Source organism: Janthinobacterium sp. BCJ23 (genome assembly GCF_059617945.1).
Window position 1 is genome coordinate 164880 of record NZ_JCAQAW010000005.1, and the last position, 13449, is coordinate 178328.

The following is a 13449-nucleotide window of genomic DNA, read 5'->3' on the forward strand; positions in this document are numbered from 1 at the left end:
ATAAAGCCGCAGGAAATTTTCCGGCAGGGGCTTTGATGCGTTTATACTTGGTCGCTGAGCAACATCTTTTTCTACCCGCACGTCCCCATAAGGAACCCCACACGCATGCCCCATGACATCAGCCTGATCACCACCATCGCCGCCGCCCTCGGGTTCGGCCTTATCTTCGGCTTCATCGCCGCGCGCCTGAAACTGCCGGCACTGGTCGGCTATCTGGCCGCCGGCATCATCATCGGACCGGCCACACCCGGTTTCGTGGCGGATGCGGAAATAGCGGGACAATTGGCGGAAATCGGGGTGATGCTGATGATGTTCGGTGTTGGCCTGCACTTTTCCATCGAAGATTTGTGGGACGTGCGCAAGATCGCGCTGCCTGGCGCGGTCCTGCAGATCGGCGTCGCCACGGCGATGGGCATGGGCCTGGCCCACTGGTGGGGCTGGACGCTCGGTGGCGGACTGATCTTTGGCCTGGCCCTGTCCGTGGCCAGTACCGTGGTGCTGCTGCGCGCGCTGGAAGAACGGGGCATCCTCGATTCCCTGAATGGCCGCATCGCCGTCGGCTGGCTGGTGGTGGAAGACCTCGTCACCGTACTGGTGCTCGTGCTGCTGCCGGCGTTTGCCGGCGTGCTGGGCGGCAAGGTCGCGCCGGATGCCGAGGCCGTCAGCCTGTGGCAAACCCTGGCCGTGACCCTGGGACAAGTGGCCGGCTTCATCGTCTTCATGCTGGTCGTCGGCCGCAAGCTGTTTCCGTGGATTTTGTGGCAAGTGGCGCGCACCGGTTCGCGTGAGCTGTTTACCCTGTGCGTGATCGCCGCCGCCGTCGGCATCGCCTACGCTTCGACCAAGCTGTTCGGCGTGTCGTTCGCGCTGGGCGCCTTCTTCGCCGGCATGGTGCTGCGCGAGTCCGAACTGAGTCACCGCGCCGCCGAAGAATCCCTGCCCCTGCGCGACGCGTTCGCCGTGCTGTTCTTCGTTTCCGTCGGCATGCTGTTCGAGCCGAATATCCTCATCGACAAGCCCCTGCAAGTGCTGGCCGTGTGCGCCATCATTATCTTCGGCAAGTCGATTGCCGCCTTCCTGCTCGTGATGGCGCTGCGCTATCCGCCGAAAACGGCCATCATCGTCTCGGCCAGCCTGGCGCAGATCGGCGAGTTCTCGTTCATCCTGGCCGCGCTGGGCCTGTCCCTGGGCCTGATGCCGCAGGAAGGCCAAAGCCTGATCCTGGCCGGCGCCATCCTGTCGATCGCCCTCAACCCGCTCGTCTTCAGCATGGCCAAGCCGCTGCTGCGCGTGATGAACAACAGCGATTTCGCCCGCAAGTTCGAACGCACGACAGACCCGCTGGCCGAGCTGCCGATGACGGTGCCGCAGGAAAAACTGTCGGGCCAGATCGTGCTCGTCGGCTATGGCCGCGTGGGCCGGCGCATCGCCGCCGCCCTGATGGAACGGGGCATCCACTTTGTCGTAGCCGAGGAAAACCGCGAAATCGTCGACCAGTTGCGCAAGCAGGGCATCCCGGCCGTGGCCGGCAATGCGGGTGAACCAGCCGTGCTGATCCAGGCGCACATCACGCACGCCACCATGCTCGTCATCGCCACGCCCGACACCTTCCACGTGCGCGCCATGATCGAGACGGCGCGCGCGCTGAACCCCGCCATCCTGACGGTGGTGCGCACGCATAGCGAGGAAGAGGCGGAATTGCTGCGCGCGGAAAACGCGGGCAAGGTCTTCATAGGCGAACACGAACTGGCCAATGGCATGGCCGAGCACGTGCTGCAGAGTTTTGAGACGGCGAAGAAGGGGCATGGCGGGCATTAAGCAAGCGCCCTTTCCGTCCAGCAAGCCTGCCCGCTACCCAGCCGGCAGGCTTTCTTTTTACAGGCTGGCGGCCAGCTCCGCCCCTTCGCGTATCGCCCGCTTGGCATCGAGTTCCGCCGCCAGCGCGGCGCCGCCGATTTTATGGAAGCGCGGACCGCCCGACGCCAGCGGCTTGCCATCCTTGCCGACGGGCGGCATGAGTTCCGTGAGGCTGTCCTGGCCCGCGCAGATGATCACGTTGTCCACCGCCAGCAGGCGCTGCTCGCCGCCCACGGTGATGTGCAAGCCCTGCTCGTCGATCTTGTCGTACGTTACGCCGGCCAGCATGGCCACGCCGTTTCTCGCCAGCGCCGCGCGGTGCACCCAGCCCGACGTCTTGCCCAGCCCCGCGCCCACTTTCGACGTCTTGCGCTGCAACAGGAAGATTTGCCGTACGGGATGGGGCGCCACGGGCGGCACCAGGCCGCCGCCGGTCGCCGCGTTCAGGTCTACGCCCCACTCGCCCGCCCAGGTGGCCACGGCTTGCGGCAGCGGATGCGCCGGGTCGTGCAACAGGTATTCGCCCACGTCGAAGCCGATACCGCCCGCGCCGATGATGGCCACGCGCGCGCCCACCGGTTTCTTGGCTTGCAGCACATCGAGGTACGACAGCACCTTCGGATGGTCGATGCCGGGAATGGCCGGCAAGCGCACCTTGATGCCGGTGGCGACGATGACGTCGTCGTAGCCGCCGGCCAGCAATTGCTCGCGCGTCACGCGCTCGCCCAGGTGCAGCTTGACGTCCAGCAGCGCCAGCCTTCGCGCAAAATAGCGTATGGTTTCCGTAAATTCTTCCTTGCCAGGAATTTGCATGGCCACCTTGAACTGGCCGCCCACGCTGTCGCTGCTGTCGAACAGGGTCACCGTATGCCCGCATTCGGCCGCCACGCAGGCGGCCGACAGGCCGGCCGGGCCCGCGCCGACGACAGCCACCTTGCGCGGCACGGCCTTTTTCGCGTACACGAGTTCCGTTTCATGGCAGGCGCGCGGATTGACGAGGCAGCTGGCGCGCTTGTTGGCGAACGTGTGGTCGAGGCAGGCCTGGTTGCAGCCGATGCAGGTATTGATTTCGTCGGCGCGTCCCGACGCCGCCTTGGCGACAAAATCAGGGTCGGCCAGGAACGGGCGCGCCATCGACACGAGGTCGCAGTCGCCCCGCTCGAGGATGGCGTTGGCTTCGTGCGGCATGTTGATGCGGTTCGACGCCACCACGGGAATCGTCACTTCGCGGCGCAGCCGGCCCGCCACGGCAGCGAACGCGGCGCGCGGCACCGAGGTGACGATGGTGGGAACGCGTGCTTCATGCCAGCCGAAGCCCGTATTCAAAATCGTCACGCCCGCGTGCTCCAGCGCCTTGGCCACCGTCACCACGTCATCCCAGGTATTGCCACCTTCGACCAGGTCGAGCAAGGAATGACGGTACATGATGATGAAGCTGGGGCCGACGGCGGCACGGATGCGGCGCACGATCTCGACGGGCAGGCGCATGCGGTTCTCGATGCTGCCGCCCCAGCGGTCCTGGCGCAGATTCGTGCGCGCGCACAGGAACTGGTTCAATAAATATCCTTCGCTGCCCATCACTTCGATGCCGTCGTAGCCCGCCTTTTGCGCCAGGCGCGCGCAGCGCACATAGTCGCAGATCGTGCGTTCGATGCCACGCTCGCTCAAGGGACGGGGACGGAATGGCGAGATCGGCGATTTCTTGGCCGACGCCGAGACGACGAACGGCTGATAGCCATAGCGGCCCGCATGCAGGATCTGCATGACGATCTTGCCGCCCTCCTCGTGCACGGCGCGCGTCACCTTGCGGTGGTTGGGCACGTCGCCGAGGAAATTGAGGGTGCCGCCAAACGGCAGCAGCCAGCCTTGGCGGTTCGGCGAGATGCCGCCCGTGACGATCAGCCCCACGCCGCCGCGCGCCCGTTCGCGGTAAAACGCGGCCAGCTTGCCATAATGATAAAAGCGGTCTTCCAGGCCCGTGTGCATGGACCCCATGATGACTCGGTTGCGCAAGGTGGTAAAACCCAGGTCGAGCGGGGCCAGCAGATGGGGATAGGCAGTCATGGTGATCGGTCCGGTAGAAGTGGTTGCAGGCCGTACGGTAGCAAGCATTGCCGATCGCCGCAGCGACTTTCTCTAGACCGGGAGTTCTAAATCGCCCGGCGCAGCGGCCGGCGATGGGTACAGCTTGTGCCGGGCGGTACTTTCCCGTAGGCTAGCTGGCATGAAGCGACTCTTCCTCTGCCTGCTGATGCTGTGCGCCGTCCCCGCTACCGCGCTGGCACAGGCGATACGCCTGGACAAGCTCAAGGTCGAGGTCAAGCGCATCGAGGTCGACGGGCAGCGCATGTATGAAGTCGATGCCAGCGCCAGCGTGCAGGCGCCGCCGGCGTCCGTGTGGAAGACCCTGACCACCTACGAGCGCATGAGTGAATTCGTGCCCGACCTCAGCTCCTGCCGCGTGCTGTCGCGCAACGGCAATGAAGTCATCATCGAGCAGCAGGGCATGGCGCGCTTCCTGTTCATGAACCACCCCATCCATCTGGTGGTGCGGGCCACGGAAACGCCGTTGACGTCCATCGACATCGCCCTGATCTCCGGCGACATGCGGCATTACGAATCGCGCTGGAATCTGTATCCCGTGCCCGAGACGGGCGGCACGCGCATCGTCTTTTCCAGCCGGCTGATGCCGGGCTTCTATGTGCCCGGCATGCTGGGCACGACCATGATACGCGGCGATATCGAGCGCATGATGGCCGCCGTGCTGGCCCGCATCGACAGCCAGTACGCTGACAAATCCAGCTGAATTACGCCAAGTAGGTATCGCGGTCGCGGATTTCCGCGAAGTTTTCCAGGCTGCCCAGCTTCACCGTGACGGGATTCAGGCTCGCCTGCGGCTGCATCGAGCGCCAGGCGAACAGCCATTCCTGCTCGGGCGCTTCGGCGCGCGTCTTGGTAAAGGCGGCGCCCAGGGCGGCGCGCTGGCCGTATTCGACCAGGCCATCGATGCCGGCCCAGCTGGGCAAGGTGCGCTGCACGGCGCGGTGCAGGCGTTCGCCGAATTCTTCCGTATTGTGGATGATCAGGCAAGCGTCGGCCGGAGCGAACAGGTCGAACAGTTGCTTGTCCCACACTTGCGAAAAGCTCAGGGTCAAACAATTGCCCGCAGGCGCCAGGCGAAACTGGCCCAGGCTCAACGCCAGCTCGAGTTCGCTGCGCTGGCCGTAGCGGTGCAGGGTGGGGGGACGTTTGTAATCGTGCATGCTGGACTCGTTCTTCAATAGTAGGGTAAAACCGGCGCGCCGCTTAACGTGGCGGGCGGATATGGCGCCGGATGCGCTGGGCCGTCGCGGCCAGATAAATCTCGCGCAGTAAATAAATAAAACAGCCGATCAGGCAAATCACGGCCAGCACAAAGAAGGCCGCGATGTATCTGTCCAGGGTCAGGTTCAGAATATCGCCCAAAAACAGCATGGCGATGATGACGCAGACGAAGAAACCGCACGCCGTGCTCAGCGAAATCGAATAATTGATCAGATGGGTACGCCGATACAGGGTATCTAGCTCATCCATATAGAAATCGTTGTAGCCGATGTCGAGCCGGTCTTCCAGCACGCGCGTGCGGTCGATGATGCGGCCCAGGCGGTTGGTCAGCACCACCAGCATGGTGCCGATACCGGTCAACAGGAAAACCGGCGCAATCGCCAGCTGGATGATATGGCCGATGTCGCCGATCTGTATGTTCATGGATAAAAAGTCGTGGGTTCACACCGGCGCCCGACCGTGGCGCCAGCACAGGCCATAGTGTAGCAGGTGGCGCACGCCGGCTGGCCGCTTTGCCAACCGGCATGTTGCAAGATCATGCGAAGCCGCGTCCCGGTACGAAGCGCTCGGTGGCGCGTACCAGCGCCGAAGCGATGCCGTGCTCGAGCGCGCCATGGCCCGCGTCCGGTATCATTTCCAGCTGCGCGCCCGGCCATGCTTGCTGCAGGCGGTAGGCCGACAGCGGCGGACAGATGGCGTCGTAGCGTCCTTGCACAATAACGGCCGGCAAATGCGCGATGCGTCCCATGTTGCGGATCAGCTGGTCTTCCTCGAAGAAACCGAGATTGGCCATGTAATGCGATTCAAGCCGGCCCACGCCCAGGTCCAGCGCATCGTTCGGCGCATCTTCCGATTGTGGCATCAGGTAGACGCGGCGGCCTTCGAAGCGGCTCCAGGCGCGCGCGGCCGGCCAGTACACGTTTGGATCGCTGCTGAGGATGCGTTGCACATAGGCCGCCAGCAGGTCGCCCCGCTCTTCCGGCGGTATCGGCGCGGCAAATTCCGCGTACAGTTCCGGATAGAACCAGCGCACGCCCTCGATGAACCAGTCGATTTCCGCCTGCGTGCACAGGAAAATGCCGCGCAGCACGAAACCGAGGCAGGCATCAGGATGCGCCTGGCCATACGCCAGCGCCAGGGTCGAGCCCCAGGAGCCGCCAAACACCAGCCATTGGGCGATGCCGAACTGGGCGCGCAAGCGTTCGATGTCCTCGATCAGCAACTGCGTCGTGTTGTTGCGCCATTCGCCCAGCGGCGTGGACTTGCCGGCGCCACGCTGGTCGAACAGGATCACGCGGTAGCGCTGCGGGTCAAAAAAGCGGCGGTGCTGCGGCGACAGGCCCGCGCCCGGGCCGCCATGCAGGAACAGCACGGGAATGCCGTCGGGATTGCCGCACTCTTCCCAATAAATGGTGTGGATGTCATCGACCGCCAGCATGCCGTGCCGGTTCGGCGACAGGGCGGGGAACAAAGGAGACAGGGAATCGGGCATGGCGGTCCTTGGAGTGGCGGTCAGGGCACCAGGCACGAGTCCTGGCAACTGTTCCAATTATAGTGCGCGCCCGGCGCCTCAGGCCAGCAGCAAAGGCAGGCGGTTCGACGACTTGATTTCGCGCATCGACAGGCTGGACTGGATTTCCGCCACGCCAGGCAGGCGGCGCAGCACGGTCGAGACGAATTCGCCATACGCTTCCAGGTCGCGCGCCACCACTTGCAGGAAATAATCAGCTTCGCCCGCCACATTGTGGCAGGATAGAATTTCGGGAATCGTCGCGATGGCTTGTTCGAACTGCGACGGCTGCTCGCCGCCATGGTTGGCAAACACGACCCGTACGAACGCGACCAGGCCGATGCCCAGCTTCTTGCGGTTGAGCAAAGCCTGGTAGCCGGTAATAAAACCTTCCTCTTCCAGGCGGCGCAGACGGCGCCAGACGGGGGTTTCGCTCAGTTTCAAGCGCTCGGCCAGGCGCGCATTCGACAGCCTTCCTTCATCCTGCAACAGCCTGAGTATCTGCAAATCGGTGGCGTCGAGGCTAACTTCTGAAATTTTCATCTAATTTTTGTTTTTATACGAGTGGAATCTACCCGAATACTAGGGCATGCAGGGCAGGAAAAGCAAGCACATTTCATCGCCGCAAGAACATAATGGGGCCCGGCGAGCAGGCTGCACCGTGCGCATGCTCCCGCTTTCTTTTCGACTGGCCCATGTCCGATTCTACCTTCCTGATGTACTTGCTGGCACTGGCCGGCGCCTTTTTATTACCGGGTCCCGACATGGCGCTGGTGCTGGCGACGGGCGCCGCGCGCGGCGTGGCCACGGCGCTGGTGACGGCCGTGGGCATCGCCGGCGCGCGCGCCGTCCACGTGGCGCTGTCGGGCGCGGGCCTGGCGGCATTGATGGTGACGCATCCGCAAGCCTTGCAGTGGGTCAAATGGGCGGGTGCCGCCTACCTGCTGTACCTGGCGCTGCGCTTGCTGCAGTCGGCCCTGTCGAGCAAAACGGCGCCGGAAGAAGCGGCCCCCGCCACGGCGCACAGCGCCCGTGCCAGCCTGGTGCGCGGCTTCCTGACGAATCTGCTCAATCCGAAGGCACTGCTGTTTTGCAGCATGTTCCTGCCGCAATTCGTCGCCGGCAGCGAGCAGGTCGGCATGCAATACCTGCGCCTGGGCGCCGTCCTGGTGCTGATGGGCCTGTTGTTCGACGCCATCTACGCCGTGCTGGCCGCACGCCTGGCGCGCCGCCTGCGCGGCAAGCCTTCGCCCTATGGCAAGTTCGTGCTGCCGTCCGTCTTCGTGCTGCTGGCCGGACGGCTGGTGCTGGGCTGAACTGCTTTAGCGTCGGCAAAGAAGGCAGGATAATCGTTCAGCAGGCTGCGCTCGAGGTCGTTGACCTTGCGAAATTGCCGCAGCGACGGCGCCATGGCCCGGCCCGCATCCCAGCTGCGCCAGGCATTCGGCGCATCGAACTGCGCCAGCAGGGCGTCGCCCAGATCCTGATACACGGCCGCCATCTGCGGCTTTGCCTGCAGCACTTGCAGATACAAGGCCGTCGCTTCCGGCCATTGTCCCAGCTTGGCGCGCAAATTCCCCTCGAACAAGGCCAGGACGGGCTGCTCCAGCCCCGTTTGCTTCCTCAATTCCTGCACGGTGGCCAGCGCGTCCGCGATGCCCTCCTTGTCCTTGACCTGCAATCCCCGCGTCAAATCGTGGATGGGCTGGCATTCCTGCATGGCCCGTTGTTGCTGAAGCGACAGTTTTTCGACCAGCGCGCCCGTGGAAAAATGGTCTTCCAGCATGGTCAAGAAAGCTTCGAAGGGCTTTTCCGCGGCAAAGAGCTTTTCCGCCTCGGCCCGCAGCGCGGGATGCGCCTGGGGGCTCAACGGCGGCAACAGCGCCGCCTGCGCCAGCACCCGTTCGAGCGGCGGTGCATCGGCCGCCAGCGGGCGGGGCCGGTAGGCGGCCAGCGAATAGGTGGCGGGCGCCCCCGCCGTCATGGCGTTGATGCGGAAATGGCGCGCGACCTTGCCGCCCACTTCCTCGTAATGCAAGGTGAAGTCGGCAGGAAGGCGCTGGCCGTCGGCCAGCAGCTTCAGCACCAGCGGATGGCCGCCCCAGCTGTAGCGCAAGTACTGGGCAAACGCCGTCGCGTCGTCGCCGCTGACGGGGCTGCCGGCAATGCCCAGGCGCAGCAGGGGGTGTCCGTCGAGCGACCACAGCACGGCGCCGTCGAGCACCTGGGGTAGCAGCGCGCCGCGCCGCTTGTTGTCCAGCACCGACAAGGCTTGTTCCTCATACACAGGCGGTGTTGCGTGCTGCTCAAGGCCGCCCGCCTTCAACATGCCGGCGATCCCCTGCCGGTGGCGCAGCTCGACGACGCGAAAACCCGCCACGTCGAACAGCGAATACGTGTCGTAGGTGGACGCCGCCATATCGATGACGTGGCGGCGCCGAGTGGCAAAGTCCAACACGGACAAGGCCTTGCCATCGCGCACGCTCAGGTAATGTTCGCCCAGCACGACATCGCTTTCCTGCGTAGTGCGTGCGGGCAGGCTGGTTTTCACGCCGGGCTTGTTGACGCGCTCGGTAGTCACCGTGACGTGGAACGCGACGCTGGCCTGGGCCGCGCTGGCGCCCAGGAAAAGGATGGCGGCCACGCTGGCGCGGCGCAAGGCGGAAACAAGGGTCATGGAAATGATGCAGTGGAGAAATGCTGATTCTAAGGCAAATCCGGCCATCCCCTTGTTTTGCTGGCAAGCATAAAAAAAGACAGCCGAAGCTGTCTTTCTGTTTTACCTCAACAACGATTACGACATGTGCTGGCCGCCGTTGATCGAGATGTTGGCGCCCGTGACGAACGCGGCTTCATCGGAAGCCAGGTAAGCGACCAGGCCGGCCACTTCTTCCGGCTTGCCCAGGCGCGCCATCGGAATTTGCGGGATGATTTTGCTGTCGAGCACTTCCTGTGGAATCGCCATGACCATCTTGGTGCCGATGTAGCCTGGCGAGATGGTGTTGACGGTGACGTTCTTGCGCGCCACTTCCAGCGCCAGCGACTTGGTGAAACCATGCATGCCGGCTTTCGCGGCCGAATAGTTGGTCTGGCCGAAGGCGCCCTTCTGGCCGTTGACGGACGAGATATTGATGATACGGCCCCAGCCGCGTTCCACCATACCGTCGCAGACAGGCTTGGTCATGTTGAAGACGGAATCGAGGTTGGTGCTCATCACGGCATCCCAGTTCGGCTTGTCCATCTTCTTGAACGTCATGTCGCGCGTGATGCCGGCGTTATTCACCAGCACGTCGACAGGACCGATTTCCGCTTCCACGGCCGCCACGCAGGCAGCCGCCGAATCGTAGTCGGCCACGTCGCACGGATACGCCTTGAAGTCATAGCCCATGTCCTTCGTCGTCGCCAGCCATTCCGCGACCTTCGGATTGCCTGGGGAATATGTGGTCACCACGCGATAGCCGAGGGCCGCCAGCTTGAAACACACCGCTTCGCCCAGACCGCCCATGCCACCAGTTACCAATGCAACTCTTGCCATTTTCATCCCCTCAGTGTCGTTCTGTTGCTAAAAAGTTAATTATTTAGTGAAAGTAGTCCACAACCGTTGAACCACAGCGCCGTACCGCACCGTATCCAAGCGTAGCGAGCGGCGATGATTTGTGGCTAAGAAGCGCAACCGTGCTCTAGCACGGTGAGCATCGCAGGCCGCAAAGCGCGCCGCGCAGTAGCTTGGGTGCGGTGCCAGCTACTTAATCCCGCTCGATCGCTAAAGCAACGCCCATGCCGCCGCCGATGCACAGTGCTGCCAGGCCTTTCTTGGCGTCGCGGCGTATCATTTCGTGGATCAGGGTGACCAGGATGCGCGCGCCGGACGCGCCGATCGGGTGGCCGATGGCGATCGCGCCGCCGTTCACGTTGATCTTGCTCGTATCCCAGCCCATTTCCTTGTTGACGGCAATCGCTTGCGCGGCAAACGCTTCGTTGATTTCCATCAGGTCCAGCTCTTCATGCGTCCAGCCGGCTTTTTTCAGGCACAGACGCGATGCGGAGACGGGGCCCATGCCCATGACGGCAGGGTCCAGGCCCGACGATGCATAAGCCTTGATGCGTGCCAGCGGCTTCAAGCCCAGTTCTTTCGCTTGCGAAGCGGACATCATGATGACGGCGGCGGCGCCGTCATTCAGGCCCGAGGCGTTTCCAGCCGTGACAGTACCGTCCTTGGCAAACGCGGGGCGCAGGCCGGACAGCGATTCCAGGGTCGAACCGGGCTTGATGTATTCATCGCTGTCGAAGACGACGGTGCCTTTTTTGTTGGCGATTTCCAGCGGCAGGATTTCATCCTTGAACTTGCCCGCTTTTTGCGCCGCTTCGGCCTTCAGTTGCGACTGCAGCGCGAATTCATCCTGCTCGGCGCGCGTTACTTCGTATTTCTTGGCGACGTTTTCCGCCGTGATGCCCATGTGGTACTGGTTGTACACGTCCCACAGGCCGTCGACGATCATGGTGTCGATCATCTTGAAGTCGCCCATGCGGAAACCGTCGCGCGAGCCGTTCATCGCGTGCGGCGACGCGCTCATGTTTTCCTGGCCGCCGGCGATGATGATGTTGGCGTCGCCGCACTTGATCGCTTGCGCCGCCAGGTGCGTGGCCTTCAGGCCGCTGCCGCAAACCTTGTTGATGGTAAATGCCGGGATGGCGCTGGGCAGGCCAGCCTTGATGACGGCCTGGCGCGCGGCGTTCTGGCCGACGGCGGCCGTCAGCACCTGGCCCAGGATCGCTTCGCCGATCAGGTTCGGGTCGATGCCGGTTTGTGCCATCAAGCCCTTGATTACATGCGCGCCCAGTTCGGACGCAGGAATCTTGGCCAGGCTGCCACCGAATTTGCCGACTGCGGTACGGCCAGCGGCCACGATTACGACATCATCCATTTATTTCTCCGATATGCAGGCCACGAGGGCCAAGGTCAAGGTGTTAATAGAATCCAATGAGAATCCGGGAAGACACAGCAAGCTGCGTTTCATTCTAGCGCGGCATGCGCCGCAGTTCCAGCGCCGCACCGCAGGCGGCGGCGATGACAGCCTGCTTGCGGTGGCGGCGGGCGGCCAGGCGCGGCGGATAGCCGCTGCCGGGCCGCAAAACGCTTACGCCTGGCGCGCAGGACGCGTGTTTTTATTTTTATCATACCCTTCATCTGCGCTGCCGAAAGTGGTTTTTAGAAAATTATTGAAGGGAATAATCAGGGGTACGGGGGTTTGCTTTACCACCTGCAACAGCTCGCCAAATTTTTGACGCGATGCAGCAAACTCACCCTTTGTCACAGTCTCGAATTTCTCCTGGGTTTCTTGGGCAACATCCTTTGCCTGGCGGCCATATGCACCGATGCGTTCGATGGCCAGTTGCGACTGCGTGCGCGACAGTTGCAGCAGCGCTTGCGGGTCCTTCACGGACAGCAGCTGATTGCCCGCCACCGTAGCGGCGGCCAGCGCTGCGCGGGCCGCATCGAGCTGCAAGTCCAGCACGCTGGCGCCGCTGTCGACGGCGGCCTGGGCATACGCTTGCGCGCTGATCAACTGCGCTTCCACCACGGCCTTGCCGGCCAGTGCCCATTGTTCGGAAAATGAAAACATGTCGTTCCTCCCCAAAGAGTAGGCAGCGCCATGTTGCGCCGCACAGTGCTCAACTGTAAGCGGTGGTTCATTGCTGAACCTTGATATTTATCAAGCTTTGCTGTTGGTTTGTTTCCAACTCAACGTTGATCAAGACAACAACTTGATACCATCGAGCGAGGCCGCGCACTGCTCGCGTATCACGCTGACGAAATCGCGCACATACGCCTTGTCCTGCAGATGGTCGGGCACGGAGACATACAGGTCGCTCCACAGGCCATGCTCGCCCACCGGGCGCGCCACCACATAATCGTAATCGACGTAATTCTTGATGGCCCAGTTCGGCAAGGCGGCGATGCCGCGCCGGCTCGCCACCAGTTGCAGCACGGCGACCGTCAATTCGGCCGTGCGGCGCTCGAACTGGATGCCGGCCGGCCGCAGCACTTCGCGGATCAGGTCGATGCGCTCTTCCGGTACGGGATAGGTAATCAAGGTCTCGCCCGTAAAGTCGGCCGCCGCCAGCCGGCGCTGCGCCTGCAGCCGGTGCTTCTGCGCCATCACCACCAGCATTTCAAAGCGGAACAGGGGAAACACGGTGAAATCGGGGCCATACGGCGAACCGATGACCAGGTCCGCCTCGCCCGAACGCAGCAAGTCGGCCGGTTCGCTGTGAAAGCCGGAAACAAGATCGATTTCCACTTCCGGCCAGCGCTGGCGGAACGCATCCATCACGGGCATCAGCCAGTCGAAGCAGGTATGGCATTCGAGCGCCACGCGCAGCTGTCCCTGGTCGCCCTGCGACAGGCGCGCCACGTCGCGCTCGGCCAGTTCGATCTCGGGCAGCAGCTTGTCGGCCAGCTCCAGCAGCCGGCTGCCGGTGGCCGTAAAGGCGATCGGCATCGACTTGCGCTCGAACAAGGGCGCCTTATAGCGCTCTTCGAGCAAACGGATCTGGTGCGACAGGGCCGACTGGGTCAGGTTGAGCAGCTGCGCGGCGCGCACCAGGCTGCCGGACGAACGCAGGGCACTCAGGGTGCGCAGGTGGCGGATTTCTAGCATCGGGAAATTGGTGGCTGTACGTGAATTATTTTCATGTTATTCGTCAAAATGTTTCGTTTTGATTATAGACCAAGTTGCCGCACACTCTAGCGCATT

13 protein-coding genes are annotated in these 13449 nt (G+C 63.1%); 3 read left to right on the forward strand and 10 right to left on the reverse strand.

From position 1 onward, the window contains the following. Positions 1-105 precede the first annotated feature (105 nt). A complete protein-coding gene (locus AC54AG_RS17660; RefSeq protein WP_496631120.1) occupies positions 106-1818 on the forward strand; it encodes a cation:proton antiporter domain-containing protein in 1713 nt (570 codons plus the stop codon). 57 nt (positions 1819-1875) lie between these two features. Here AC54AG_RS17660 and AC54AG_RS17665 read toward each other — a convergent pair whose 3' ends face one another. Then, complete coding sequence (locus tag AC54AG_RS17665) at positions 1876-3921, reverse strand: 2,4-dienoyl-CoA reductase FMN-binding domain-containing protein (RefSeq protein WP_496631121.1); 2046 nt, start codon at positions 3919-3921, stop codon at positions 1876-1878. A gap of 160 nt (positions 3922-4081) precedes the next feature. Between AC54AG_RS17665 and AC54AG_RS17670 the strand changes: the two genes are divergently transcribed. Further along, on the forward strand, positions 4082-4663 hold the full coding sequence (locus tag AC54AG_RS17670; protein ID WP_254671738.1) for an SRPBCC family protein: 582 nt from the start codon (positions 4082-4084) through the stop codon (positions 4661-4663). A gap of 1 nt (position 4664) precedes the next feature. On the opposite strand, the gene AC54AG_RS17675 is transcribed toward AC54AG_RS17670, so the two are convergent. The 4 genes from AC54AG_RS17675 to AC54AG_RS17690 all read right to left on the reverse strand — a co-directional run bounded on the left by AC54AG_RS17675 (position 4665) and on the right by AC54AG_RS17690 (position 7234). Beyond that, entirely contained in the window at positions 4665-5120 is a 456-nt protein-coding gene (locus AC54AG_RS17675; protein ID WP_034752899.1) for a hypothetical protein, read from the reverse strand. 43 nt (positions 5121-5163) lie between these two features. Continuing rightward, positions 5164-5604, reverse strand: coding sequence for a DUF2721 domain-containing protein (locus AC54AG_RS17680; RefSeq protein WP_034752898.1), 441 nt, complete (start codon positions 5602-5604; stop codon positions 5164-5166). A gap of 112 nt (positions 5605-5716) precedes the next feature. Then, complete coding sequence (gene pip, locus AC54AG_RS17685; RefSeq protein WP_496631122.1) at positions 5717-6673, reverse strand: prolyl aminopeptidase; 957 nt, start codon at positions 6671-6673, stop codon at positions 5717-5719. Between the two features lie 78 nt (positions 6674-6751). Further along, the gene (locus AC54AG_RS17690; RefSeq protein ID WP_034752896.1) at positions 6752-7234 is read right to left on the reverse strand and encodes an Lrp/AsnC family transcriptional regulator; all 483 of its coding nucleotides are present in this window, start codon (positions 7232-7234) and stop codon (positions 6752-6754) included. A 152-nt stretch (positions 7235-7386) separates the two neighbouring features. Between AC54AG_RS17690 and AC54AG_RS17695 the strand changes: the two genes are divergently transcribed. Then, the gene (locus tag AC54AG_RS17695; protein ID WP_230516964.1) at positions 7387-8007 is read left to right on the forward strand and encodes a LysE family translocator; all 621 of its coding nucleotides are present in this window, start codon (positions 7387-7389) and stop codon (positions 8005-8007) included. Here AC54AG_RS17695 and AC54AG_RS17700 read toward each other — a convergent pair. From AC54AG_RS17700 to AC54AG_RS17720, 5 genes are all read right to left on the reverse strand, one after another. Beyond that, positions 7944-9368, reverse strand: coding sequence for a hypothetical protein (locus AC54AG_RS17700; protein ID WP_496631123.1), 1425 nt, complete (start codon positions 9366-9368; stop codon positions 7944-7946). The two genes, AC54AG_RS17695 and AC54AG_RS17700, sit on opposite strands and share 64 nt — an antisense overlap. A 117-nt stretch (positions 9369-9485) precedes the next feature. Next, on the reverse strand, positions 9486-10226 hold the full coding sequence (gene phbB, locus AC54AG_RS17705; RefSeq protein ID WP_034752894.1) for an acetoacetyl-CoA reductase: 741 nt from the start codon (positions 10224-10226) through the stop codon (positions 9486-9488). Between the two features lie 211 nt (positions 10227-10437). Further along, positions 10438-11616, reverse strand: a complete 1179-nt coding sequence (locus AC54AG_RS17710; protein ID WP_034752893.1) for an acetyl-CoA C-acetyltransferase — start codon at positions 11614-11616, stop codon at positions 10438-10440. A gap of 213 nt (positions 11617-11829) precedes the next feature. Beyond that, on the reverse strand, positions 11830-12315 hold the full coding sequence (gene phaP, locus AC54AG_RS17715) for a TIGR01841 family phasin (protein ID WP_051991330.1): 486 nt from the start codon (positions 12313-12315) through the stop codon (positions 11830-11832). A gap of 129 nt (positions 12316-12444) precedes the next feature. Further along, positions 12445-13353, reverse strand: a complete 909-nt coding sequence (locus tag AC54AG_RS17720) for a LysR family transcriptional regulator (RefSeq protein ID WP_219328547.1) — start codon at positions 13351-13353, stop codon at positions 12445-12447. Between the last annotated feature and the right edge of the window lie 96 nt (positions 13354-13449).